This window comes from Phreatobacter sp. (assembly GCF_052440005.1).
GTDB lineage: Bacteria > Pseudomonadota > Alphaproteobacteria > Rhizobiales > Phreatobacteraceae > Phreatobacter.
In genome coordinates this window covers 22,258-47,547 of the sequence record NZ_JBQVQL010000028.1, presented here as the reverse complement: position 1 = coordinate 47,547, position 25,290 = coordinate 22,258, and the positions used below count along the sequence as shown (strand labels likewise).

Here is a 25,290-nt window from a genome sequence, read left to right as displayed (position 1 = left end):
CGACGCCGTTGCACCGGCCGGAGGGCCGGCGGGACGCCTGCCGCTGCCGGTCTCGCCGCTCGACCTCGACGCCAAGATGGCCCGCGTGCTCGACATGTTCGACAAGCTCGGCCGCAGCCCACCCGCCCCGCGGCCGGTGCGCGAGGTGCGGCGCCGGTGCGTAAGGACCACGTCCGCCGGCCGCGCCGGCCTGCCGGCGTGAGGCGCGCGCGATGAGCAGCACGTCGCTCTTCGTCGCCGAATTCGTGCTGACCGCCGTCCTCGTGCTCGGCTTCTGCGCCTACCAGCTCCGGTCGCTGAACAGGCTGGCGCGGGAACGCGCCGCGCGGAAGAAGGCGGAGGAGAAGCCCCCCGAGGGCTAGCCCCTCCCCCGTCGCGGCATGCGGAAGGGCAGCATGGCCTGCACGACGGGATGGGTGAAGCGGGTCAGCGACAGGCTTTCGTGGACGAGGGTCGCGGGCGCGCCGTCCCAGGCCGTCGCGACGACGGACCGCCTGTAGAAGGGCGCGTCCTCCAGCCGCCGGAGGAGGCGCGGCGGCCGGCCGGGGTCGCTCCGCGCCCGCCCGCCGACGCCCCAGAGCCCGCGCGGCAGGGCGGCGAGCGGAGGCGCATCGATGTCCCGGAGGCGCCCGTCCCGATCAAGGGCCAGAGCGAGGGCCGTGGTGCCGCCGTCGCGGCGCACGGCGTCGTAGAGGAGGCGCGTGCGGGCGCCGCCGTTCTCGCGCGCCCAGTCCCAGAAGAGGAAGTCGTCGGCCAGCGGCCGGTCGCCGTCGTTGGTGTCGCAATATCCGTGGCCGGACCAGGCGATATCGGGGGCCGAAAAGCGCGCCTCGACCCGCGCGAAGGGCGAAATGGGCTGCCAGCGGTGGCGGCCGGCGGCGTCGAGGGCAAAGCCGCGGTTCGGCTGCGGCCCGGCGTGGAGGACGATCTTTCCCCTGACGCGTCGCGGCCAGGGCACGGCGACCTCGTCGAGGGTGATGGTGAGGACGCCGTTCTCCCAGGCGAGGCTGCTGGGACCGACGGCGATGTTGTCGCGCGTGCGCGCGAGCGCGCCCGCGTCCCGCTCGGTCATCGCCCACCGGCTCACGCCCGGCCCGTAGAGCGCGACGTTGACGGCGCAGAAGTTCTCCGGCGCGGCCGGGCCGGAACGCCGGCGCCACGCATAATATGGGGAGAAGACGCTCCCGATGAAGGCGATGACGACCAGCCCGTACCGCCCGTCGTCGCTCAGCGCGTCGACATACCACCACGCATAGCCGTCCGGCCCGACACGCGCCGCGAAGTCAGGTCCTCCATCACGGTGCGCGCTGCGAGGCGACCGGAGATCGCCGCCATCGGCACCCCCGGCCCCGGATGGACGCTCCCCCCCGCCAGCACCAGACGCGGGATCGCCGTGCGCGACCCCGGCCGGCGGAAGGAGGCCATCGCCCCGTGCGTCGCCAGGCCATAGAGCGCGCCCCCCGTGCCCGGGAACAGCCGGCCGAAGTCCCGCGGTCCCGTCACCGTCCGGCTCGCCGTGTCGAGTGTGAGACCCGAGCGGCGCAGGCGCTCCATCATGGCGGCTTCGCATCGCGCGATCTCCTCGTCGTCCGGTCGGCCGGTCTCGGCAGCGGGAGGTGCATTCACCAGGCAGAGGATGCGCTCTGGACCGATCGGGGGGGCCTCGCCCTCCGCCCGGTCCTGGGCACAGAGATAGACGGTCGGCGCGTCCGGAAGGCGCCCCTCGGCCATGATCGCATCGAACTCGGCGCGGTAGTCGGCCGAGAAGAAGACGGTGTGGTGGGTGAGCGGAAAGCCGGTCGCAGTCGCCGCAAGGCCCCAGGTGACGGCGGAGAGCGAACGCGCTCCAGGATCGGCGGGTGGCACGGCGCGCGTGGCGGCAGAACCCGCGAGACCACGGCGGAGCGCCCCGGCGTCGCCGTTCCAGACGACGACGTCGGCCGCGATCTCCTCACCGCCGACGAGCCTCACGCCGGCGGCCTCCCCGCCGGCCATCAGGATGGACTCGACGGCGGCCCCGTAGCGGAACCGCGCGCCGCGCGCCGCAGCGAGCCTCTCCACCACCCGGGCGAGCTGCTGCATGCCACCCCGGATGGTCCAGACCCCGGCCTGTTCGGCATGGGCGACGAGCATGAGCGTGGCGGGGGCCTGGAAGGGCGAGGAGCCGCAATAGGTGGCGTAGCGACCGAAGAGCTGGCGCAGGCGGGGATCGTCGAAATAGCCGCCGAGCGCCTGCCAGAGGGTCTCGAAGGGCCGGATCGCGAGGCCGGACAGGCCGAGCCCCGCCGCGAGACCGACGAGGCTGGGACGCGGCGCCTGCATGAAGGACGCATCGAGAAGGCCGAAGATGCGCCGGGAGTCCGCGGCAAAGCGGCGGAAGCCGTCGGCGGCGGCGGCGCCCGCGAAGGCGCCGATCGCTTCGGCGCTGCGGGCCGCATCAGCGTGGAGGTCGAGGACCTCGCCCTCGCGCCAGGCGTGGCGAGCGAGGATGTCGAGACGGGTGAGCGTCACCTGCTCGTTCAAACTCTCCCCCACCGCGTCGAAGAGCCCGTCGAAGATGCCCCGCAAAGTGAAGACCGTGGGGCCGGCGTCCAGCGGACCCGCCGCGGTGTCGACCCGGCGCATCTTCCCACCCGGCTCCGCCGCCGCCTCGAGAACCGTCACGGCGATCCCGCGATGGGCGAGCTCGAGCGCGGCCACCAGACCGCCGATCCCCGCGCCGACGATGACGACCGGTTCCGTCCTCACCCGAACTCCTCGCGAAATTGGCGTTGACACCAAAGCCTGTCAGTTACAGTTTACATGACAGTCAAATGTGTCAACCTTATTTGACATTGGGAGCGCGCCATGGATCTCGGCATGCGGATCGAAAAGGCCCTCGACGTCGCCCTCGCCAAGGCCGAGGGAACAGACTGCCCGCCGAAGCTCGCAGCCGCGCTGCGCTACGCGGTCTTTCCCGCCGGTCATAGGATCAGGCCCCGCCTGGTGGTCGCCGTGTCGGAAGCCTGCGGTGGCGGCGATCCGGACGCGGCAGACGCCGCGGCCGCTGCCATCGAGTTCCTCCACTGCGCCTCCCTGATCCACGACGATCTGCCCTGCTTCGACAATGCCGACGAGCGGCGCGGCAAGGCCTCGGTCCACAAGGCCTTCGGCGAGCCCGTCGCCGTCCTCGCTGGCGATGCCCTCATCGTCCTCGCCTTCGAGACGCTGGCGCGTGGGGTCCTGGCCGATCCGCTGAAGCTCGGCGGCCTGATCCGGCTGGCGGGCCAGGCGGTGGGTGCCCCCGGCGGCATCTGCGCCGGCCAGGCCTGGGAGAGTGAGGCCACCGTCGCCATCGCGGCCTATCACCGCGCCAAGACCGCTTCCCTCTTTGCAGGCGCCACCGCCGCGGGCGCCCTCGCCGCAGGAGCCGAGCCGCTGCAGTGGCGTGATCTCGGCGAGAGGCTGGGCGAAGCCTACCAGGTGGCCGACGACATCAGCGACGTCGCCGCCTCGCCGGAGGAGATCGGCAAGCCCTGCGGCCGCGACGTTGCGCTCGGCCGGCCCAATGCGGCGCGCCAGCTCGGGCTCGACGGGGCCATCGCCCTTCTCGAGCGGACGATCGTCGAGGCCATCGCCGCGGTGCCGCCCTGCCCCGGGCAGGCGCAGCTGCGCGCGGCCATCCTGCTCGAGACGAAGCGCTTCCTGCCGGCGGGGCTGGTCCGCCGTGCAGCGTGACGGTGCTCGCGCCCGACGAGCGTGACCGGCGGGAGGCCTGGACCGTCCGCTGGCGCGATCGCTGGCGCGACCTGCGCAACCGCCTGGTGGGCGATCCCCGCTTCCAGCGCTTCGCCGCCGCCTTCCCGCCGACCCGGCCCGTGGCCCGCCGGCAGGCCGCCGCCCTGTTCGATCTCTGCGCGGGCTTCGTCTATTCCCAGGTCTTGTTCGCCTGCGTCAGGCTGCGCCTGCTCGACCACCTCGCCGCCGGCCCGCTGACGCCCGACGCCCTGGCGCGGCAGATGGGCCTTGCGCCCGACGCCGGCCTGAGACTGATCAGGGCTGCCGCCGCGCTCGATCTGGTCGAATGGCGGGGCGCGCGCGTCGGCCTCGGCATGCGGGGCGCCGCCCTGCGCGGCAATCCCGGCGCCCTCGCGATGATCGACCATCACGCCATGCTCTATCGCGACCTCGCCGATCCCGTCGCCCTGCTGCGCGGCGAATCGGCTCCCGCGCAGCTCAGCCGGTTCTGGGCCTATGGCGAGGCCGCCGATCCGGCGGCGACCGCCGACGCCGCCGCCTACACCGCGCTGATGGCCTCGTCGCAGTCCCTCGTCGCCGAGGACATCCTCGACGCCTATCCGGTCTCCCGGCATCGCGTCATCCTCGACGTCGGCGGCGGGGACGGCACCTTCCTCGCGGCCGTCCACCGACGTGCGCCGGACGCCCGGCTGATGCTGTTCGACCTGCCGGCGGTGGCGGCCCTCGCCGCGACCAAACCCGGCCGGCCCGATTCCCTGACCATTCATCCCGGCAGTTTCCGGACCGACGACCTCCCGGAGGGCGCCGACCTGATCACGCTCGTCCGGGTCGTGCACGACCATGACGACGAGCTCGTCCGCCTTCTGCTCGCGCGGATTCATCGGGCGCTGCCCCCCGGGGGCACGCTAATGATCGCCGAGCCCATGGCCCAGTCGGCGGAGGTGGCGCCGATGGCCGACGCCTATTTCGGCTTCTATCTCATGGCGATGGGCAGCGGCGAAGCACGGTCTCCGGAGGCCCTCGAGGCCATGCTCCACGATGCCGGCTTCAGCGACGTGAGGCGGCGCGCGACCCGTCGTCCGCTGTTCGCAGGGCTCGTCACCGCACGTAAGCCTGGAAAGACGTAAAAAGAATTTGACACTTTAAAACGTCATTCTAAAGTGACAGTCGTTCCCCCCCGAGGTGAGCAGCGACCCTGGAGGTCGACGTGAAGACGCTGGCAGTCATCCTGCGCGAGCCGCATCATCTGGACCTCGATCACGTCGATCTTGTTTCGCTGACCGACACCGATGTCATCGTGGACGTTCTGTGGTCCGGCATCAGCAGCGGCACCGAGCGCCTGCTCTGGTCGGGGCGGATGCCCCCGTTCCCCGGCCTCGGCTATCCCCTCGTTCCCGGCTACGAGACCGTCGGCCGCATCAGCGGCGCCGGCGCCCTGGCCACGCACCGCATCGGCGAGCAGGTTTTCGTGCCGGGCTCGCGCGGCTTCAAGGACGTGCGCGGCCTGTTCGGCGGCGCGGCCCACCGGCTGATCGTCCCCGCAGAAAAGGCTCTCGCCGTCGACGCGGCCCTCGGCGAGACGGCCGTCCTCTTCGCCCTCGCCGCCACGGCATGCCGGGCACTCGCAGTGGGACGGCGGCCCGACCTCATCGTCGGCCATGGCGTTCTCGGCCGGCTGATCGCCCGCATCGCCATGACCGACGGCGGACCGCCTCCGGTGGTCTGGGAAACCCGGCGGGAGCGGCGCAGCGGCGCCTTCGACTATCCGGTCATCGACCCCGCCACGGATCCCCGCTGCGACTACCAGGCGATCACCGATGCCAGCGGCGACGCCGGCCTTCTCGACACGCTGGTCGCCAGGCTCGGCCGCAGCGGTGAGATCGTGCTCGCCGGCTTCTACGAGAAGCCGCTCTCCTTCGCCTTTCCTCCCGCCTTCATGCGGGAAGCCTCGATCCGCATCGCGGCCGAGTTCCGCGAGGCCGACCTCGCCAGGGCACGCGCCCTGGTGGCGGGGGGGCTTCTCTCCCTCGACGGGCTCATCACCCACCGTTTCCCGCCGCAGGCGGCCAACGAGGCCTATCGCACGGCCTTCGAAGACCCGGACTGCGTCAAGGCATTGATCACATGGAGGGCCCCCGCATGACCTCGCTCGTCTCCGCTGTCGCCTCGCGCGACAGCTTCGGCCCCGGCCTCGGCGCCATGATCCAGGACGCGGAAGCAACCGCCGCGGCCCCCGGCACGCGCAACACGCAGATCATCGCGATCTACGGCAAGGGCGGCATCGGCAAGAGCTTCACCCTCGCCAACCTCTCCTACATGATGGCCCAGCAGGGCCAGCGGGTACTGCTGATCGGCTGCGACCCGAAGAGCGACACGACCTCGCTTCTCTTCGGCGGGCGTGCCTGCCCCACCATCATCGAGACCTCGTCGCGCAAGAAGCTGGCCGGCGAGGAGGTCAGGATCGAGGACGTCTGCTTCAAGCGGGACGGCGTCTTCGCCATGGAGCTCGGCGGCCCGGAGGTCGGGCGCGGCTGCGGCGGACGCGGCATCATCCACGGCTTCGAACTCCTCGAGAAGCTCGGCTTCCACGAGTGGGACTTCGACTACGTGCTGCTCGACTTCCTCGGCGACGTGGTCTGCGGCGGCTTCGGCCTGCCGATCGCCCGGGACATGTGCCAGAAGGTCATCGTCGTCGGCTCCAACGACCTGCAGTCGCTCTACGTGGCGAACAACGTCTGCTCGGCGGTGGAGTATTTCCGCAAGCTCGGCGGCAATGTCGGTGTCGCCGGCATGGTCATCAACAAGGACGACGGCACGGGTGAGGCCTCGGCCTTCGCGGCCGAAGCGGGCATCCCGATCCTCGCCGCCATTCCCCAGGACGACGACCTCCGGCGCAAGAGCGCCAACTACGAGATCGTCGGCCATCCCGACAGCCAGTGGGCCCCGCTGTTCGAGGCCCTGGCGCTGAACGTCGGCGCTGCGCCGCCGGTGCGCCCGAAGCCGCTCTCGCAGGATGGCCTCCTCGGCCTGTTCAAGGGCGACGCGGTCGGCCGCGGCGTGGTGCTGCAACCGGCGAGTCAGGCGGATCTGCGCGGCGGCGTGCTCGTCGAGCGCACCTCGCTCGAAGTGATCTACGAGACGGTCTGAGGCCATGGTCACGCTCATCGACAAGCTGGCATCGGGTGGGGCCGCGACGAGCCCGCCGGCTTCGGCCGGCGGCACGGGCTGCCATGCCGGCCGCGACGAGATGGACAAGGCTGCCCGCGCGGCCGGAAAGAGCGAGACGCTCGACCAGTACGCGGCCGATTATCCCAAGGGTCCGCACGACCAGCCGCAGAGCATGTGCCCGGCCTTCGGCTCGCTGAGGGTCGGCCTCAGGATGCGGCGAACGGCGACGGTGCTCTCGGGCTCGGCCTGCTGCGTCTACGGCCTCACCTTCACCTCCCACTTCTACGGGGCCCGGCGGACGGTCGGCTACGTGCCGTTCAACTCGGAATCGCTCGTTACCGGCAAGCTGTTCGAGGACATCCGCGACGCGGTCCACGACCTCGCCGATCCGCAGCTCTACGACACGATCGTCATCATCAACCTCTGCGTTCCCACGGCCTCGGGCGTGCCGCTGAAGCTGCTGCCGAAGGCGATCAACGGCGTGCGCATCATCGGCATCGACGTGCCGGGCTTCGGCGTGCCGACCCATGCCGAGGCCAAGGACGTGCTGGCCGGCGCCATGCTGCGCTATGCCCGCACCGAGGCGGAAAAAGGCCCCGTCCAGGCGCCGCGCGTCGCCAGGGCGCCGCGCCCGACCATCGCCCTGCTCGGCGAGATGTTCCCGGCCGATCCCATCGGCATCGGCGCGCTGCTCGAGCCGCTCGGCCTCGCCGCGGGACCGGTGGTGCCGACGCGCGAATGGCGCGAGCTCTACGGCGCCCTCGACTGCGTGGCGGTCGCCGCCGTCCATCCCTTCTACACGGCCTCGATCCGCGAGTTCGAGGCGGCCGGACGGCCCGTGGTCGCCTCCGGACCCGTCGGCCGCGACGGCACCGCCGACTGGCTCACAGCCATCGGGCGTGCCGCCGGCGTGGATGCTGCCAGGATCGGCGAGGCGCAGAACCGCTTCCTGCCGCTGATCACGGCGGCGCTCGAGCGCAATCCCATCCGCGGCCGCATCACCCTGTCGGGCTACGAGGGTTCGGAGCTCCTGGTGGCGCGCCTGCTGGTGGAGAGCGGTGCCGACCTCAAATATGTCGGCACGGCCTGCCCCCGGACGTCCTGGTCGGAGCCGGACCGCGCCTGGCTCGCCGCACGCGGCGTCGAGGTGCAGTACCGCGCCTCGCTGGAGCAGGATCTCGCCGCGCTCGACGCCTTCGAACCCGACCTCGCCATCGGCACGACCCCGGTGGTGCAGAAGGCGAAGGAGCGGCGCATTCCGGCCCTCTACTTCACCAATCTCATCTCCGCGCGCCCGCTCTTCGGCATCGCCGGAGCCGGCTCGCTCGCCACCGTGGTCAATGCGGCGCTCGGCAACAAGGCCCGCTTCGACCGGATGTCCGCCTTCTTCGACGGCGTGGGCACGGGCGACGCTGCCGGCATCTGGGGCGAGACCCCCGCGCCGCGGCCGGAATTCCGCGCCCGCTTCCGCCGGCAGGCCGAAGCCCTCGCCAAGAAGCGCAAGTCCGAGGAGATGATCTGATGCTCGTCCTCGACCACGACCGAGCCGGCGGCTACTGGGGCGCCGTCTATGTCTTCACCGCAGTGAAGGGCATGCAGGTCGTGATCGACGGACCTGTGGGCTGCGAGAACCTGCCGGTGACCTCGGTGCTCCATTACACGGATGCGCTGCCGCCGCACGAGCTGCCCATCGTCGTCACGGGCCTCGCCGAGGAGGAACTCGGCCAGAAGGGCACCGAGGAGGCGATGCGCCGCGCCTATCGCTCGCTCGATCCGGACCTGCCGGCGGTGGTGGTGACGGGGTCGATTGCCGAGATGATCGGCGGCGGCGTGACGCCGGAAGGCACCAACATCAAGCGCTTCCTGCCGCGCACCATCGACGAGGACCAGTGGCAGAGCGCCGACCGGGCGCTGAACTGGCTGTGGACCGAGTTCGGCCCGCGCAAGGTGCCGGCGCGCAAGCGCGAGGCGGGATCGAAGCCCCGCGTCAACATCATCGGCCCGGCCTACGGCACCTTCAACATGCCCTCGGACACCACCGAGATCCGCCGCCTGGTGGAGGGCATCGGCTGCGAGGTGAACATGGTGTTCCCGCTCGGCAGCCACCTCGCCGACATCGCGAAGCTGGCCGATGCCGACGTCAACATCTGCCTCTATCGCGAGTTCGGCCGGCTGCTCTGCGAACAGCTCGAGCGGCCCTATCTCCAGGCGCCGATCGGCCTGCATTCGACCACGCGCTTCCTCACGAAGCTCGGCGAACTGACCGGCGTCGACCCGCAGCCCTTCATCGAGCGCGAGAAGCACACGACCATCAAGCCGCTGTGGGACCTGTGGCGTTCGGTGACCCAGGACTTCTTCGGCACCGCCAGCTTCGGCGTCGTCGCCACCGACACCTATGCGCGGGGCCTCACCCATTTCCTCGGCGAGGAACTCGGCCTGCCCTGCGCCTTCGCCTTCTCGCGCAAGGCAGGCGTCAAACCGGACAACCAGGCGGTCCGCCAGGCCATCCGCGACAAGACCCCCCTGATCCTGTTCGGCAGCTACAACGAGCGCATGTACCTCGCCGAGATCGGGGCGCGGGCGGTCTATGTCCCGGCCTCGTTCCCCGGGGCGATCATCCGCCGCCACACCGGCACGCCCTTCATGGGCTACGCGGGCGCGACCTACCTCCTGCAGGAGGTCTGCAACGCGCTGTTCGACGCGCTCTTCCACATCCTGCCGCTGGGCACGGATCTCGACCAGATCGAGGCGACCCCCTCGCGCATCGAGGACGAGCTGCCGTGGAGCGAGGAGGCCAAGGCCCTGCTCGACGCGGTGGTGGAGTCCCATCCCGTTCTCGTCCGGATCTCCGCCGCCAAGCGCCTGCGCGACGTCGCCGAGCGCGATGCGCGCAGCGCCGGCAACGGCGAGGTGAAGCCGGATTCGGTGACCCGGGCAGCCGGAAATCTCGGCCGTCCACCGGCCTGAAACGACGCAGCGGCGGCCGCCCTGGCGGCCCCGGAACCAGTGCAGCCGAAGGCAGAAGGGCGGCTCAGCGCCGCCCCGTCAGGAGAGACGATCATGACCGATGTCATTCGCCACCACGCCCATCCCCGGTCGCGCCGGACGGACCGGATCGAGTTCCGGCTGCTGATGGTCCTGTCCTTCCCCTTCTTCCTCGTCGCCACCTGCGCCGCGCGACTGCTGCGCGACCGCTCTGCCCCGTCGGGCGGAGAGGCTGGCGGCTCCGTCTTCGCCGAGGCCCGTGCGGCCGCGGCCTCAGCCATTCCGTTCGCCTTCATGGGCTGACGGTCCGGATCGCCCGGGCAACCGGGCGAGAAGCCGCCGACGCTCCGGCGCCGGCGTCAACCTTGCCGTGCCGGAAGGCACGGCGACGGCCGCAAAGGCCGAAACGAGGAGTAGTCCATCATGGCTGACAAAGAGACCCTCTCGGGCCTCACCGAAGAGGAGGCTCAGGAGTTCCACAGGTACTTCATCCAGGGTTTTGCTGGATTCACCGTCGTCGCGATCATCGCCCATTTCCTGGCGTGGCAGTGGCGTCCGTGGCTCCCGGGACCCCGTGGCTACGCGCAGTCGATGATCGACGGCGCGACGGTCGCGGTCCAGACGCTCATCGGCTGACGGAGGACGAACTCATGTGGAAAATCTGGCTCATCTTCGATCCACGGCGGGTCCTCGTCGCGCTGTTCACCTTCCTGTTCGCGCTCGCTCTGCTGATTCACTTCATCCTGCTCAGCACCGATCGCTTCAACTGGATCGAGGGACCGCGCGCCCGCCCCGCGCCGCGTGCAGACGTGATCTCCGTGCCGACGACCACCGTCGCCGGCCTGACCGTCACGATCACCGGCAGCTGACGCGAAAGACCCGGGGCCACCGACGCCCGCATGGGCAGCCGGTGACCCCGGTCACCTCGCATACGTGAATTCGACGTGCACAGTCGATGGGGGAGGCCGAACATGGCCATGCTGAGCTTCGAGGCGAAATACCGTGTCCGCGGAGGCACGCTGGTCGGGGGCGATCTCTTCGACTTCTGGGTCGGCCCCTTCTATGTCGGCTTCTTCGGCGTAACGACGATCTTCTTCAGCCTTCTGGGAACCGGACTCATCGTCTGGGGCGCCGCTCTCGGCGAGACCTGGAACGTATGGAAGATCAGCATCGCGCCGCCCGACCTGAAATACGGCCTGGGCCTGGCGCCGCTCGCCGAGGGCGGGCTTTGGCAGATCATCACAATCTGCGCCATCGGCGCCTTCGTCTCCTGGGCCCTGCGCCAGGCGGAGATCTCCCGCAAGCTGGGCATGGGGCTGCACATTCCCGTGGCCTTCGGCTTCGCCGTCTTCGCCTATGTGTCGCTGGTCGTGATCCGGCCCTTCCTGATGGGCGCCTGGGGCCACGGCTTTCCCTACGGCATCTTCAGTCACCTCGATTGGGTGTCCAACGTCGGCTACCAGTACCTGCACTTCCACTACAATCCGGCCCACATGATCGCGGTGACGTTCTTCTTCACCACGACCATGGCCCTCTCGCTGCACGGCGCACTCGTCCTCTCCGCGACCAACCCGCCGAAGGGCGAGGACGTGAAGACGCCGGAGCACGAGAACGCCTTCTTCCGTGATCTGATCGGCTACTCGATCGGCACGATCGGAATCCATCGCCTGGGCCTGTTCCTCGCCCTGTCCGCCGCCTTCTGGAGCGCCGTCTGCATGTTGCTGTCCGGCCCGTTCTGGACCCGCGGCTGGCCGGAATGGTGGAACTGGTGGCTCGAACTGCCGATCTGGCGCTGAGGAGGGGACCGTGGCTTTCGTCATCGATTACCAGAACATCTTCACCCGCGTTCAGGTCCGCGGACCCGACGAGGTCGGACCTCCGATCGACACCGGCATCTACAGCCGGAGCAAGACGATCCGGCACAGCTACTGGGCCGGCAAGATCGGCGACGCGCAGATCGGACCCATCTATCTCGGCTGGTTCGGCAGCGCCTCGCTGCTCTGCGGCATCGTCGCCTTCGAGATCATCGGGCTCAACATGTGGGCTTCGGTGAACTGGGACCCCGTGCAGTTCGTGCGCCAGCTCTTCTGGCTGGCCCTCGAGCCGCCGGCGCCGCAGTACGGCCTGTCCTTCCCGCCGCTGGCGGAGGGCGGATGGTGGCTGCTGGCGGGCTTCTTCATGACCCTCTCGCTGCTGCTGTGGTGGGTGCGAACCTACCGGCGCGCCCGTGCCCTCGGGCTCGGCACGCACGTCGCCTGGGCCTTCGCTGCGGCGATCTGGCTGGTGCTGGTCCTCGGCTTTCTCCGGCCCCTGCTGATGGGATCGTGGAGCGAGGGCGTGCCCTTCGGGATCTTCCCGCACCTCGACTGGACCGCAGCCTTCTCGATCCGCTACGGCAACCTCTTCTACAACCCGTTCCACGCGCTCTCGATCACCTTCCTCTACGGGTCGGCGGTGCTCTTCGCCATGCACGGCGCCACCATCCTGGCGGTGTCGCAATATGGCGGTGAGCGCGAGATCGAGCAGATCGTCGACCGCGGCACCGCCTCGGAACGCGCCGCCCTGTTCTGGCGCTGGACCATGGGCTTCAACGCCACGATGGAATCGATCCATCGCTGGGCCTGGTGGTTCGCGGTGCTGACGCCGCTCACCGGCGGCATCGGCATCCTCCTCACCGGCACGGTGGTGGACAACTGGTACCTCTGGGCGGTGAAGCACGACTTCGCTCCGGTCTATCCGCCGCCGCCCTACACGCCTGCCGTCGATCCTCTGACACTGCCGGGAGCCACCCGATGAGAACCGCCAGCACCTGCCTGACAGCCCTGGTCCTCACGTCGGCGCTGCTCCTCTCCGGCTGCGAGCGACCGCCGCCGGCGGCCGACCAGACCGGCTATCGCGGCCAGTCCATGGGCTCCGTCGCCAATCCGCGGACGCTGGAGATGCGGGAGGCGGCCAACCAGCCGCCCGAAGCCCAGCCGGCGGCCGATCCCTCGGGCCCCCGGGCCTCGACGCTCTACCAGAACGTCAAGGTCCTGGGCGATCTCAGCGAGGGCGAGTTCATCCGGCTGATGGCCTCGATGACCGAATGGATGGCGCCGGCCGACCAGAGCTGCGGCTATTGCCACAACCTCGACAACCTCGCCGACGAGTCGAAGTACCAGTACCGCGTGGCGCGCCAGATGCTGATCATGACGCGCTCGCTCAACACCGACTGGAAGTCGCATGTCGGCGAGACCGGGGTGACCTGCTACACCTGCCACCGGGGCAATGCCCAGCCGCAGGCAACCTTCCGGCAGGATCCGGGTCCGCGTGGCGCCGGCGGCTTCACCGCCAGCCGGCAGGGACAGAATTTCGCCGCCATGGCGGTGGGATCGACGTCGCTGCCGAACGACCCCTTCTCCCGACTGCTCGCCTATGCCGGCGAGATCCGGGTGTCGACGCCGACCGCGCTGGCGACGGGCAATCCGCGCACGATCCAGGACACGGAGATGACCTACGGCCTGATGATCCACATGTCCGAGGGCCTCGGGGTCAACTGCACCTTCTGCCACAACTCGCGGAACTTCGGTCAGTGGGGCGACAGCCCGCCCCAGCGCGCCACCGCGTTCCATGGCATCCGGATGGTGCGGGACATCAACGTCCGCCACGTCCAGCCCCTGGCGGCCATCCTGCCGCCGGAGCGGCTGGGGCCGGAGGGCGACAATGCCAAGGTGTTCTGCACGACCTGCCACAACGGCCAGCCGAAGCCCATGGGCGGCGCGCCGATGCTGCAGAACTATCCCGAACTGGGGGCGGTGCGGCCCGCTCCCTGAGCGGCCGGACGTCCCGGGCGGCCCTCAGCGGGCGCGCAAGACAACACGAGGGGCGGGCACCACCCGCCCCTCGGCGCATGTCAGGAGGGTTCGTTCAGCCCGCGATCGCGGGATGCTCGGGCCCGCGGGCCAGGGCCTCGAGCGCGTGGTCCGGGTCGCGCGCGCCGATGTCGGCGCCAAGGTCGACGGCGAGTTGCGGCTGCTCGACGAAGTGGAAGCCGCCGACCACGACGCGGAGCCGCGGATTGGCGGCGGCGTCACGGACCAGGGCGATGGTGGCGGCGATCTCGTCGCGGGAGGTCTCGCCGCTCGCCGACAGGCCCACCGCGTCGAACCATTCCCCGTGGACCCGGTCGAGGATCTGGCGCATGGGCGCCGCCCCCTCGTTCTCGACGTCCCAGCCCGCCCGGCGGAAATATTCCTCGACGACCGCCAGCCCCAGGGTGTGCTGGCCGCCCGGCACCATGGCGAGCAGGATCCGGTAGCCGGGACCGCGCGGCACCGCATCCGCGGAAAAGGCGGGTCCATAGCTCCGGAGCAATTGCTGGATGCGGGAAAGTCCGACCGTGACGTCGACGAAGCTGAGGCGGTCGCCGTCCCAGAGGAGGCCGAGGTGCCGCGCCGCGCTGCACAGGATGGAGGTGATGACGCCGTCCAGCGACATGCCCGCGGCGATCAGCTGGTCAATGTGCCGACGGGCGGCCGGCAGGGATTCGCGAACCAAGAGGTCGCAGAAGGCCTCGACATCGGCATAGGACACGGTGTCGGAGCCCGGCGACGGCGCGCCGGACGGCTCGATGGCGAGGCTGCCCGTCCTGTGCCGCATGAGCAGCCGGGGAACGACCTCGGCCTCGATGGTCTGCGCAAGATTGCGGCGCATGGCCGCGGTCAGCATGTCGGCGTTGGGATACCAGAGAGGCCCTGCGACCTGTCTACCGTCTCCGCCGTCGTCCCGTGGGCGGGGAGCGTCCCCCGCGATGCCATTTCCCAAGCTCGCCATAGGGGGGTCCTCCCCAAGGCAGGCAGCTCTCCGGCGTAGGCGTTCTGAAGGCCCTTGTGGTCAACGGCGGCGGAATAGCTGCCGATTGCCCGGAAAACCTTGTCTCCCACCCTGTCGGGAGAGTGAAACACGAGTCCGATTGCGCGGCAATGCCCGCTCACGCCGTCATCCTGATTTTACATTTTCAGACAGACATGAGTGTCAATCTGACTTGACACTTCGTTCCGTCCCGGCCAGTTTCTAGGCATCGCGAGCGCTGCCGCAGTCCGGCACGCCTCGGCGATCAGGAGGCGTCCGGTGAGCATTCGGACAGATCTTGAAAAGCCCCGCGCGTTCAACGGCCTCGGCCGTGCCGACGGCTTCAGGGCGGAACCGTCGGCGGAACCGGGAGCCGGCCATCATGGGCGGACAGCGGAACCGGCGCGGCGATGCTGGCTGCGCGACATCACCGCCGCAGCTACCCGGCCGGGAGCGCCGGGGTCGGGTCTCCTACGGATGACCGGGGAGGTACCTTGATATGGCCCGCTCTGCCGCGCCCCACGATCCCACGCCGGTCCGCGTCGTCATCGTCACCATGGACACCCATGTGGCCAGCGCCACCGACCGGGCCCGGGCGCAGCTGCGGCGCGACCTTCCAGGCCTCGAGCTGACCGTCCACGCCGCCTCCGAGTGGTCCGCCCATCCGCAGGCCCTGTCCGCATGTCTCGCGGCGATCGCGGGCGCCGACATCATCATCAACACGATGCTCTTCATGGAGGATCACTTCCAGCCGCTGCTGCCCGCGCTGCAGGCGCGCCGGGAGGCCTGCGACGCCATGGTGGGTATCATGTCGGCGGGGGAGGTGACGAAGCTCACCCGTCTCGGCCGCTTCCGCATGGACGGCCCGCCCAGCGGGCCGATGGCGCTGCTGAAGCGCCTGCGCGGCAACAAGGGCAAGCCCGGCGGCGCCGGGGCGGGCCAGGTGAAGATGCTGCGCCGCCTGCCGCAGATCCTGCGCTTCATCCCCGGCACGGCGCAGGACGTCCGCGCCTATTTTCTCGCCATGCAATACTGGCTGGCAGGGTCCGAGGAGAACATCGCCAACCTCGTGCGCTTCCTCGTCGACCGCTATGCCGACGGCGAGCGGCGCGGCCTGCGCGGCAGCCTCTGCGTCGGCAAGCCGGTCGACTACCCCGAGACCGGTGTCTACCACCCGGACATGCCGGGCCGGGTTTCGGCCGATGCGCGCCACCTACCCGCCCGTCCGGGCGCCCGGGGGACCGTCGGTCTCCTTGTGCTGCGCTCCTACGTGCTGGCCGGCAATGCAGGCCACTATGACGGGGTGATCCGCACCTTCGAGGCGCGCGGCCTCAACGTCATCCCCGTCTTCGCCACCGGGCTCGACGCGCGCGAGGCCATCGAGGCCTTCCACATCCGCGACGGTCGGCCCGTCATCGACGCCCTCGTCTCGCTCACCGGCTTCTCGCTAGTCGGCGGCCCGGCCTACAACGACTCGAAGGCCGCCGAGGACATGCTGGCGCGCCTCGACGTGCCCTATATCGCCGCCCATCCCGCCGAGTTCCAGACGCTCGATCAGTGGGGCCCGTCCGACCGCGGCCTCTTGCCGGTGGAAACCACCATCATGGTCGCCATCCCGGAGCTCGACGGCGCCACCGGGCCGATCGTCTTCGGCGGGCGCACGGAACAGGCCGGTTCGTGCACGGGCTGTGCGCGGGCCTGCACCTTCCCGGCCATCGAGACCGCCCGCGACATGCACGTCTGCGCCGAGCGGGCCGAGGTCCTCGTCGCCCGCACCGAGAAGCTCGTCGCGCTGCGCCGGTCCGAGCGCGCCCGGCGCAAGGTCGCGGTCGTCCTGTTCAACTTCCCGCCCAATGCCGGCAATACCGGCACAGCCGCCTACCTGTCGGTGTTCGAATCGCTCCATCGCACCCTCGCGGCCATGCAGCGCGAGGGCTATACGGTGGACCTGCCGGCGAGCGTCGACGACCTCCGGCAGGCGATCATCGCCGGCAATGCCGCGCAGACCGGCGCCATGGCCAACGTCCATGCGCGCATCCCGACCGGCGACCACATTCGCCGCGAGACATGGCTCGCCGAGATCGAGGCGCAGTGGGGCCCGGCGCCCGGCCGTCAGCAGAGCGACGGCGCGACGATCCACGTGCTCGGAGAGCGGTTCGGCAACGTCTTCGTCGGGGTCCAGCCGGGCTTCGGCTACGAGGGCGATCCGATGCGCCTGCTCTTCGAGAAGGGCTTTGCGCCGACCCACGCCTTCTCCGCCTTCTACCGCTGGATTCGCGAGGATTTCGGTGCGCAGGCGGTGCTGCATTTCGGCACCCACGGCGCGCTCGAATTCATGCCCGGCAAGCAGAGCGGCCTGTCGGGCCGCTGCTGGCCTGACAGGCTGATCGGCGACCTGCCGAACATCTATCTCTACGCCTCCAACAACCCGTCGGAAGGCGCCATCGCCAAGCGGCGCGGCGCGGCGACCACGGTCAGCTACCTGACGCCGCCGGTCGCCTCTGCCGGTCTCTATCGCGGGCTCCTCGACCTCAAGGTCTCGCTCGACCGCTGGCGCCAGTTGCCGCCCGAGGACATCAGGGAGCGCGGCGAACTCGCGGTGCTGGTGCAGGCACAGGCCGCGGCCCTCGATCTCGGGCCGGCGGAACCCGCCTGGACAGACGCTCTGGACGCCCGCATCAGCCGGCTGCGCGAGACGGTCCTCGAACTCGAATACACGCTGATCCCGCACGGGCTGCACGTCGTCGGCGAGCCGCTCTCGCAGGAGGAGCGCATCGACATGCTCCTGGCCATGGCGGAATCGGGCGAGGGCGCGCGACCGGAGCGGCCGCTCGTCGCCGCGCTGGTGGCGGGATCGACGCCGGAACAGGCGCTGAAGACCCACGGGCCCGCTCACGATCCGGCGCTTCTCGCCGCCCTGAAGACACTCGCCGCAGCCGACGCCCTCCTCGCGGAGGACCACGAGATCGGAGGCCTCCTCAGGGCGCTCGACGGGCGCTTCATCCGGCCGGCGCCGGGCGGCGACCTGCTGCGCACGCCGGCCGTGCTGCCGACGGGACGCAACCTCCACGGCTTCGACCCCTTCCGCATCCCCAGTTCGTTCGCGGTGCAGGACGGAGCGAAGCAGGCGCAGCGCCTCCTCGACCGCCACATCGCCGACGGCCACCCGCTGCCGGAGACGGTCGCCATGGTGCTCTGGGGCACCGACAACCTGAAGACCGAGGGGGCGCCGATCGCCCAGGCGCTGGCGCTGATGGGCGCCGCGCCCCGCTTCGACGGCTATGGACGCCTGGCCGGGGCTCAGCTCGTGCCGCTCGACCAGCTGACGCGGCCGCGCATCGACGTGGTGGTCTCGCTTTCGGGCATCTTCCGCGACCTGCTTCCCCTGCAGATCAGGCTGCTGGCAGAGGCCGCCTTCCTCGCGGCCTCGGCGGACGAGCCGCCCGAGCAGAATTTCGTGCGCAAGCACGCGCTGGCCTATCAGGCCGAGCACGGCGGCGACCTCGAGACCGCAGCGCTGCGCGTCTTCGGCAATGCCGAGGGCGCCTACGGCTCCAACGTCAACAACCTCGTCGAGAGCGGGCGCTGGCAGGACGAGGACGAACTCGCCGAAACCTACAGCCGCCGCAAGGGCTTCGCCTATGGCCGCGCCGGCCGGGCGCTGGAGCAGCCGGATCTCCTGCGCAGTGTCCTCGGGGGGGTCGACCTCGCCTACCAGAACCTCGATTCGGTCGAGCTCGGCGTCACCACCGTGGACAACTATTTCGACACGCTCGGCGGCATCAGCCGGGCCGTCCGGCGGGCCAAGGGCGGCGAAGCCACGCCCGTCTACATCGGCGACCAGACCCGCGGCGCCGGCACGATCCGCACCCTGTCCGAACAGGTCTCGCTGGAGACGCGGACGCGCATGCTCAATCCCAAATGGTACGAGGGCATGCTCAAGCACGGCTACGAGGGCGTGCGCCAGATCGAGACCCACGTCACCAACACCATGGGATGGTCGGCGACGACGGGCCAGGTCGAGCCCTGGGTCTACCAGAAGCTCACCGAGACCTATCTCCTCGACCCCGCCATGCGGGAGCGCCTCGCGGCGCTCAATCCGACCGCGTCGGCACGGCTCGCCAACCGGCTGATCGAGGCCCAGCAGCGGCAGTACTGGCAGCCGGACCCGGCCATGCTGGCGGCGCTGCAGCAGGCGGGCGACGAGCTGGAGGACCGTCTCGAGGGCATCGGCCTCGAAGAGGCGGCCTGAGATGACGGATGCTGGCGGTCTTCTTCGTGACGTGAAGGCGCCGATCGGGTCGCCGGCGTCCTATCCCGCCCCGTCCGCCGTCCTGGAACTGCTCAAGCCGGTCACCTGGTTTCCGCCGATGTGGGCGTTTGCCTGCGGGGTCGTGTCGTCGGGCGTGCCGGTGGCGGCGCAATGGCCTGTGGCGCTGACCGGCGTGCTGCTGGCGGGCCCCCTCGTCTGCGCCATGAGCCAGGCCATCAACGATTGGCACGACCGCGAGGTCGACGCCATCAACGAGCCCCACAGGCCCATTCCCTCCGGCCGCATTCCCGGCCGCTGGGGGCTCTATATCGCCGGCATCTGGAGCCTCTTGTCGCTGGCGGTGGCGAGCCTGCTCGGCGCCTGGGTCCTGATCGCGACCGCGGTCGGCCTCGTCCTCGCCTGGGCCTACAGCGCCCCGCCCTTCAGGCTCAAGCGCAACGGCTGGCTCGGCAACGCCGCCTGCGGCTTCTCCTACGAGGGGCTGGCCTGGGTGACGGGGGTGGCGGTCATGCTGGGCGGCGCGCTGCCACCCGGGCCGGTGCTGGTCCTCGCCCTGCTCTACAGCGCCGGCGCCCACGGCATCATGACGCTCAACGATTTCAAGTCGATCCGCGGCGACAGGGCGACCGGCATCGGTTCCCTCCCCGTCCGCCTCGGCCCGCAGACCGCGGCGCAGGTCGCCTGCCTCGTCATGGCCGTGCCGCAGGTGGCGGTCTTATGGCTTCTCCTGCAGTGGGAGAGGCCGATCCACGCGGCCATCATCGCCGCGCTCATCGCTGGCCAGGCCCTGATGATGGTCCGCTTTCTCAGGGACCCGGTCGGCAGAGCCCTCTGGTACAGCGGCTTCGGCGTGCCGCTCTTCGTCCTCGGAATGATGGTGGCCGCGGTGGCCGTACGCAGTCTGCCGGGCGGGCTCTGACCTTGGGCCGCCTGCGATGGCTGCGCTGGCCGGCCGGCGGCGCGGCCCTGGCCGCAATCGGTTTCGCCCTCCTCCAGCTCCAGGCGACCGGCGCCGGCGTCCGGACCGAAACGACCAGCACCGACGGGACCCCGGTGACGATCTTCCGGCCGGTGTCGGGCGGGCCGGGACCGGCCGTCCTGATCGCCCATGGTTTTGCCGGCTCGCAGCAGCTGATGCAGCCCTTCGCCGTGACGCTGGCGCGCCAGGGCTATACCGCCGTCACCTTCGATTTCGCCGGCCACGGCCGCAACCCGAGGCCGTTGACGGGCAGCATCACGCGCGAGGACGGCGCGACGCGCACCCTCGTCGCCGAGACCGCGCGGGTGGCTGCGCTGGCGAGGACGCTCGGCGACGGGCGGCTGGCGGTGCTCGGCCATTCCATGGCGACGGACATTATCGTCCGCCAAGCCCGGGATGATCCGAGCATTGCAGCGACCATCGCCGTGTCGATGTTCTCTCCTGCCGTCACTGCAACGACGCCGCGCAACCTGCTGGTCATCGTCGGCGCCTGGGAGGGGGCGCTGAAGGCCGAGGCGCTGCGCGTCACCGGGCTCGTCTCGGCGCCGGCGCCCCCCGAGGCCGGAGTGACCTATGGCGAGCCCAGGACAGGCGCTGCGCGGCGAGTCGCGGTGAGCCCGCACACCGAGCACGTCGGCGTTCTCTACAGCGAGGCGAGCCTGCGAGAGGCCCTGATCTGGCTCGACTTGACCTTCGGCCGGCCGACGGCCACGGCGCCGGACCTTGACGGGCGGGGCCCCCTGATCCTTCTGCTCCTCGGCGGGGTCGTGCTGCTCGCCTGGCCGCTCGCCGGGCTTCTCCCGGTCGTCGCCAGCCCGCCGACCGGCGCAGGTCTCGGCTGGCGGCGCATCTGGCTGCCCATGCTGGCGCCCGCCATCGCCACGCCTCTCCTGCTGCGCCTTGTGCCGACCACCTTCCTGCCGGTCATCGTGGGAGACTATCTGGCGGTCCATTTCGCCGTCTACGGGATGATCACAGCACTCGCCCTGGCGGCCCTCGGGGGGCGGAGCGCCCTCCCCCGGCCGGGCCTGCCGGATCGGTCGCTGGCCATCGCCGCAGCCGGATCGATCGCCTTCGGGTTCATCGCGATCGTCTGGCCCATCGACAGCTACGTGACGTCCTTCGTGCCCAATGCCAGCCGGCTCATCCTGTTCCTGGCGATGCTCGCAGGAACGCTCTGCTTCTTTCTCAGCGACGAATGGCTGACGCGCGGCGGCGGAGCCGCCCGCGGCGCCTATCTCGCATCGAAACTCGCCTTCCTCATGTCGCTCGGGATGGCCGTCGCCCTCGACTTCGAACGCCTGTTCTTCCTGCTCATCATCATCCCGGTCATCGTGGTGTTCTTCATCGTCTACGGGCTCTTCAGCGCATGGGCCTACCGGGCGACGGGGCATCCCTTCGTCGCCGGAAGCGCCAATGCAGTGGCCTTCGCCTGGGCCATCGCGGTGACCTTTCCCTTCCTCGCACGGTAGCCGCCAGCCCCGCCGTCCTGCGGCGTTTTGCGCCTCCTGCCGGCCGGAACCCCCCTTCGCAACCCGGCGTTCCCCTCGCACGGACTGGCGGAGGTGGGCAGTATGACGACGGGTGCATGGTCAAGGCGGCGCGTTCTGGCCATGTCGCTCCAGGCCACGCTGATGGCCTCCGCAGCCCCCGCCCTCGCACGCACGATCCGTGGCGAGATGCCATGGACGCCCGGTCAGGTGGACGCCCCCTCCCCCTTCGACGGCGCGCGGTTCCTGACCCCCGACGAGCGGCGCTGCGTCGGCGCGATCGTCGAGCGGCTCATTCCGAGCGACGCCCGCGGCCCCGGCGCGCGCGAGGCCGGCGTCATCGACTTCATCGACAACCAGCTGGCCGGCTTCTACGGGCGCGGCGAGCGCTGGTACATGCAGGGCCCGTTCGGCCCGTCGACGCCCGAGCAGGGCTACCAGTTCGAGGAGCCGCCGGCCGGCTTCTACCGGCGCGGCGTGGCGGCGCTGGATGCCGCCTGCCGCGAGCGGCACGGGGGGCGCGTCTTCGCCGCACTCGACGCCGCCACGCAGGATTCCGCCCTGGGCGGAATGGAGAAGGGCGGGTTCGACCTTCCCGGCGGGATCCCTGCCAAGGCGTTCTTCACTCTGGTGCGCGAGAACGCCATCGAGGGCTTCTTCTGCGATCCGTTCTATGGCGGCAACCGCGACATGGTGGGCTGGCGCCTCGTGGGCTTTCCCGGCGCCCGGTACGACTATCGCCCCTACCTCAACCACAACGGCCAGCGCATCACCCTCGAGCCCGTGGGGCTCAAGGGCGGCCCCACATGGAACCCGCGCTGACGCGCACAGACTGCAAGGACGGATCGGATGAGGAAATTGCCACCGGTCGATGTGGTGCTCGTCGGCTTCGGCTGGACGGGCGCGATCATGGCCCAGGAGCTGACCGACGCGGGGCTGCAGGTCCTCGCGATCGAGCGCGGCGCCTGGCGCGACACGCCGACCCATTTCCCGCCGACGACGGCCCCGGACGAGTTGCGCTGGTACTGGCGCAAGGAGATGTTCCAGGGCAATGCGCGGGAGACCCTGACCTTCCGCAACACCCGCGACCAGGTGGCGCGGCCGATGCGGCGCTGGGGATCATTCCTGCCCGGCGAGGGCGTCGGGGGTGGCGGCGTGCACTGGAACGGCCAGACCTGGCGGTTCCTGCCCAGCGACTTCGTGGCGGCCTCCCACAACACGGCCCGGTACGGCGCGCTGCCCGAGGGAATGACCGTGCAGGACTACGGCGTCACCTATGACGAGCTGGAGCCGCATTTCGACCGCTTCGACAAGCTCTGCGGCATTGGCGGCAAGGCGGGCAACCTGCGCGGGCAGATCGTGGAGGGCGGCAATCCCTTCGAGGGGCCTCGCAGCGCGGAATATCCCAATCCGCCCATGCACATGACCTTCTCACAGGACCAGTTCATCCGTGCCTCGCGCGAACTCGGCCTGCATCCTTTTCCCGGTCCCTCGGCCAACCTGACCCGCGCCTATGTGAACCCGCTCGGCTGCCAGCTCGCGCCGTGCAGCTATTGCGGCTTCTGCGAAAAGTACGGCTGCGGCAACTATTCCAAGGCGAGCGCCCAGACCACGATCCTCCCCGTCCTGATGCGTAAACCCAACTTCACCCTCAAGGTGCAGAACGAGGTGCTCTCCATCACCCGTGACAGCACCGGGCGGCGGGCGACGGGCGTCACCCACATCGACGTGGACGGCAGGCGCTACGAGCAGCCGGCCGACCTCGTCATCCTGTGCGCCTATCCCTTGAGCAACGCGCGGCTGATGATGCTCTCGGGCATCGGCGAGACCTACAATCCCGCCACCGGCGAGGGCCTGGTGGGCAAGAACTACTGCTATCAGGTGATGTCGGCGGCGCAGGTCTTCTACGACGACAAGTTCACCAACGGCTTCGTCGGAGCCGGCGCGCTCGGCGCCGTGGTGGACGACTACAACGGCGACAATTTCGACCATACCGGCCTCGGCTTCATCGGCGGCGGCTACATCGCCAACTGGACGACCAACGCGCGCCCCATCGAGACCCACAGGACGCCCGAGGGCACGCCCACCTGGGGCTCGCAGTGGAAGGCGGCAGTGGCCGACAACTTCCTCACCTCCACCACGGTCGGGGCTCACGGCGCCTCCATGGCCTACGCCACCAACGCGCTCGACCTGGACCCGACCTACAAGGACGCCTACGGGCAGCCGCTGCTGCGCATGACCTACGACTTCACGCCCAACGACCGGGCCATGGCCCGCTATCTGTCGGAGCGCACGAACGAGATCGCCCGGCTGATGGGGGGACGCGAGGTCAAGGTCGTGCTGCGCGACGGACCCTACGATTCCATGCCTTACCAGACGACCCACAACACGGGCGGCACGATCATGGGCACGACCCCGGCCAACAGCGTGGTCAACCGCTACCTGCAGAGCTGGGACGTGCCGAACCTCTTCGTCATGGGCGCGGGCGTGTTCCCGCAGAACGCCGGCTACAATCCGACGGCGACGGTCGCCGCCCTCACCTACTGGGCCGCCGCGGCCATCCGCAGCCAGTACCTGCGCAACCCCGGACCCCTGGTGCAGGCATGAGAGCGTTCCTCCTCGCCACGGCCGCGCTGGCGGCACTCTCCACAGCCGGGCTCGCCCAGACGACCACCTATTCGCAGGTGGAGCGGGGCCGCTACATCGCCGCCACCGGCAACTGCCAGGGGTGCCACACCGTCCCGGGAGAAGCGCCCTATTCGGGCGGGCGGCCCATGCCCACCCCCTTCGGCACGATCCACGCGCCCAACATCACCTTCGCCGAGCGCAGCGGCATCGGCCGCTGGACCAAAGACGACTTCTGGCAGGCGGTGCACCGCGGCATCGGGCGGGACGGGCAGCGCCTCTATCCCGCCTTCCCCTATCCGCACTTCACGAAGATGCCGCGGGCGGACGTAGACGCGGTCTACGACTATCTCGCCGCGCTGCCGCGGGTGGAAAAGGAATCGCCGCCCAACTCGTTGCCCTTCCCGCTGTCGTGGCGGCGGCTGATGGCCGGCTGGAATCTGCTGTTCTTCACTCCGGGGGTTTACCAGCCAGACCCTGCACGGTCGCCGGAATGGAACCGCGGCGCCTATCTTGTCGAGGGGCCCGGCCATTGCGGCGCCTGCCACACGGACAAGAACCTGGTCGGTGCGGACCGCAGGAGCCGCCATCTCCAGGGCGGCGAGCTCGACAACTGGGCGGCGCCCGACATCCGCGCCGGCCGCAACGGCGGCATCTCCCACTGGTCGGACGCCGAGATCGTCGAATACCTGAAGTCCGGTCGCAATCCCCACACCGCCGCCGTCTCGACCATGGCCGAGGTGATCGCCTATTCGACCCAGTTGATGACCGAGGCGGACCTCAGCGCCATGGCCGTCTACCTGCGCAGCCTCGACAGCCCGGCCCGCAGTGCCGAATCCCCGCCGGCCGAGGCGGTGATGACCGCCGGCCGCGAAATCTATGCCGACAATTGCAGCGCCTGCCACAAGGCGGACGGCACGGGCGTGCCGCGCTTCTTCGGCCCGCTGGCGGGCTCCAACAAGGTGCGCGATCCCAACCCCACCACGGTCATCCGCATCCTGCTGGAGGGTGCCCGCTCGGTGCCGACCGATGCGCGGCCGTCACCGCTCAGCATGCCCTCCTACGCCTGGAAGCTGACCGACGCGCAGATCGCCGCCGTGGCGAGCTATGTGCGCGCGAGCTGGGGCAATGCGGCGCCCGAGGTGAGCGAATCCGCCGTTCGCAGCCTGCGCCAGACGCTCAAGGAGGCGGAGGCGCACTGA

General features: G+C 70.2%; 23 protein-coding genes. 20 read left to right on the top strand and 3 right to left on the bottom strand.

The window, feature by feature from the left end:
• The coding region (locus tag ACT6XY_RS09290) for a hypothetical protein (protein WP_444748052.1) at positions 1-202 on the top strand (202 nt) is incomplete at its 5' end.
• A 10-nt stretch (positions 203-212) separates the two neighbouring features.
• Positions 213-362 carry a hypothetical protein gene (locus ACT6XY_RS09285; protein ID WP_444748051.1) on the top strand — a complete coding sequence of 50 codons (150 nt, stop codon included), beginning with the start codon at positions 213-215 and terminating at the stop codon, positions 360-362.
• Here ACT6XY_RS09285 and ACT6XY_RS09280 read toward each other — a convergent pair.
• Together ACT6XY_RS09280 and crtD are read right to left on the bottom strand one after the other, a co-directional pair.
• Positions 359-1,072 carry a hydratase gene (locus ACT6XY_RS09280; protein WP_444748050.1) on the bottom strand — a complete coding sequence of 238 codons (714 nt, stop codon included), beginning with the start codon at positions 1,070-1,072 and terminating at the stop codon, positions 359-361. The two genes, ACT6XY_RS09285 and ACT6XY_RS09280, sit on opposite strands and share 4 nt — an antisense overlap.
• Positions 1,073-1,227: 155 nt before the next feature.
• Entirely contained in the window at positions 1,228-2,748 is a 1,521-nt protein-coding gene (crtD, locus tag ACT6XY_RS09275; RefSeq protein ID WP_444748049.1) for a 1-hydroxycarotenoid 3,4-desaturase CrtD, read from the bottom strand.
• A 99-nt stretch (positions 2,749-2,847) separates the two neighbouring features.
• On the opposite strand from crtD, the gene ACT6XY_RS09270 reads away from it, so the two are divergent.
• The 12 genes from ACT6XY_RS09270 to pufC all read left to right on the top strand — a co-directional run bounded on the left by ACT6XY_RS09270 (position 2,848) and on the right by pufC (position 13,703).
• Positions 2,848-3,717 carry a polyprenyl synthetase family protein gene (locus ACT6XY_RS09270; protein WP_444748048.1) on the top strand — a complete coding sequence of 290 codons (870 nt, stop codon included), beginning with the start codon at positions 2,848-2,850 and terminating at the stop codon, positions 3,715-3,717.
• A gap of 2 nt (positions 3,718-3,719) precedes the next feature.
• Positions 3,720-4,865: a methyltransferase gene (locus tag ACT6XY_RS09265; protein ID WP_444748047.1), complete on the top strand. Its 1,146-nt coding sequence runs from the start codon at positions 3,720-3,722 to the stop codon at positions 4,863-4,865.
• An 80-nt stretch (positions 4,866-4,945) separates the two neighbouring features.
• Positions 4,946-5,881: a chlorophyll synthesis pathway protein BchC gene (gene bchC, locus ACT6XY_RS09260; RefSeq protein WP_444748046.1), complete on the top strand. Its 936-nt coding sequence runs from the start codon at positions 4,946-4,948 to the stop codon at positions 5,879-5,881.
• 56 nt (positions 5,882-5,937) lie between these two features.
• Positions 5,938-6,885, top strand: coding sequence for a chlorophyllide a reductase iron protein subunit X (locus ACT6XY_RS09255; protein ID WP_444748053.1), 948 nt, complete (start codon positions 5,938-5,940; stop codon positions 6,883-6,885).
• 4 nt (positions 6,886-6,889) lie between these two features.
• A complete protein-coding gene (bchY, locus tag ACT6XY_RS09250; RefSeq protein WP_444748045.1) occupies positions 6,890-8,428 on the top strand; it encodes a chlorophyllide a reductase subunit Y in 1,539 nt (512 codons plus the stop codon).
• On the top strand, positions 8,428-9,873 hold the full coding sequence (gene bchZ / locus ACT6XY_RS09245; RefSeq protein WP_444748044.1) for a chlorophyllide a reductase subunit Z: 1,446 nt from the start codon (positions 8,428-8,430) through the stop codon (positions 9,871-9,873). The genes bchY and bchZ overlap by 1 nt, the downstream gene beginning before the upstream one ends.
• A gap of 93 nt (positions 9,874-9,966) precedes the next feature.
• Positions 9,967-10,194, top strand: coding sequence for a hypothetical protein (locus ACT6XY_RS09240; protein WP_444748043.1), 228 nt, complete (start codon positions 9,967-9,969; stop codon positions 10,192-10,194).
• Between the two features lie 120 nt (positions 10,195-10,314).
• Positions 10,315-10,527 (top strand): light-harvesting antenna LH1, beta subunit, encoded by a 213-nt coding sequence (gene pufB, locus ACT6XY_RS09235; RefSeq protein ID WP_444748042.1) that lies wholly within the window; start codon positions 10,315-10,317, stop codon positions 10,525-10,527.
• A gap of 14 nt (positions 10,528-10,541) precedes the next feature.
• Positions 10,542-10,760 (top strand): light-harvesting antenna LH1, alpha subunit, encoded by a 219-nt coding sequence (pufA, locus tag ACT6XY_RS09230; RefSeq protein ID WP_444748041.1) that lies wholly within the window; start codon positions 10,542-10,544, stop codon positions 10,758-10,760.
• Between the two features lie 102 nt (positions 10,761-10,862).
• Complete coding sequence (pufL, locus tag ACT6XY_RS09225; protein ID WP_444748040.1) at positions 10,863-11,687, top strand: photosynthetic reaction center subunit L; 825 nt, start codon at positions 10,863-10,865, stop codon at positions 11,685-11,687.
• Positions 11,688-11,697: 10 nt separating this feature from the next.
• Positions 11,698-12,687, top strand: coding sequence for a photosynthetic reaction center subunit M (gene pufM / locus ACT6XY_RS09220; RefSeq protein WP_444748039.1), 990 nt, complete (start codon positions 11,698-11,700; stop codon positions 12,685-12,687).
• Positions 12,684-13,703 carry a photosynthetic reaction center cytochrome PufC gene (gene pufC / locus ACT6XY_RS09215; protein WP_444748038.1) on the top strand — a complete coding sequence of 340 codons (1,020 nt, stop codon included), beginning with the start codon at positions 12,684-12,686 and terminating at the stop codon, positions 13,701-13,703. Before pufM ends, pufC begins: the two co-directional genes overlap by 4 nt.
• Before the next feature lie 94 nt (positions 13,704-13,797).
• Here pufC and ACT6XY_RS09210 read toward each other — a convergent pair whose 3' ends face one another.
• Positions 13,798-14,583 (bottom strand): cobalamin B12-binding domain-containing protein, encoded by a 786-nt coding sequence (locus tag ACT6XY_RS09210; RefSeq protein WP_444748037.1) that lies wholly within the window; start codon positions 14,581-14,583, stop codon positions 13,798-13,800.
• Between the two features lie 637 nt (positions 14,584-15,220).
• Here ACT6XY_RS09210 and ACT6XY_RS09205 point away from each other — a divergent pair.
• The 6 genes from ACT6XY_RS09205 (at position 15,221) to ACT6XY_RS09180 (ending at position 25,290) form a co-directional block, all read left to right on the top strand.
• Positions 15,221-18,973, top strand: a complete 3,753-nt coding sequence (locus ACT6XY_RS09205; RefSeq protein WP_444748036.1) for a magnesium chelatase subunit H — start codon at positions 15,221-15,223, stop codon at positions 18,971-18,973.
• A 1-nt stretch (position 18,974) separates the two neighbouring features.
• On the top strand, positions 18,975-19,913 hold the full coding sequence (gene chlG / locus ACT6XY_RS09200; RefSeq protein ID WP_444748035.1) for a chlorophyll synthase ChlG: 939 nt from the start codon (positions 18,975-18,977) through the stop codon (positions 19,911-19,913).
• A gap of 2 nt (positions 19,914-19,915) precedes the next feature.
• Positions 19,916-21,445, top strand: coding sequence for an alpha/beta hydrolase (locus tag ACT6XY_RS09195; protein ID WP_444748034.1), 1,530 nt, complete (start codon positions 19,916-19,918; stop codon positions 21,443-21,445).
• A gap of 102 nt (positions 21,446-21,547) precedes the next feature.
• Positions 21,548-22,285 carry a gluconate 2-dehydrogenase subunit 3 family protein gene (locus ACT6XY_RS09190; RefSeq protein WP_444748033.1) on the top strand — a complete coding sequence of 246 codons (738 nt, stop codon included), beginning with the start codon at positions 21,548-21,550 and terminating at the stop codon, positions 22,283-22,285.
• A 27-nt stretch (positions 22,286-22,312) separates the two neighbouring features.
• Positions 22,313-24,070 carry a GMC family oxidoreductase gene (locus tag ACT6XY_RS09185; protein WP_444748032.1) on the top strand — a complete coding sequence of 586 codons (1,758 nt, stop codon included), beginning with the start codon at positions 22,313-22,315 and terminating at the stop codon, positions 24,068-24,070.
• Positions 24,067-25,290 carry a c-type cytochrome gene (locus tag ACT6XY_RS09180; protein ID WP_444748031.1) on the top strand — a complete coding sequence of 408 codons (1,224 nt, stop codon included), beginning with the start codon at positions 24,067-24,069 and terminating at the stop codon, positions 25,288-25,290. Before ACT6XY_RS09185 ends, ACT6XY_RS09180 begins: the two co-directional genes overlap by 4 nt.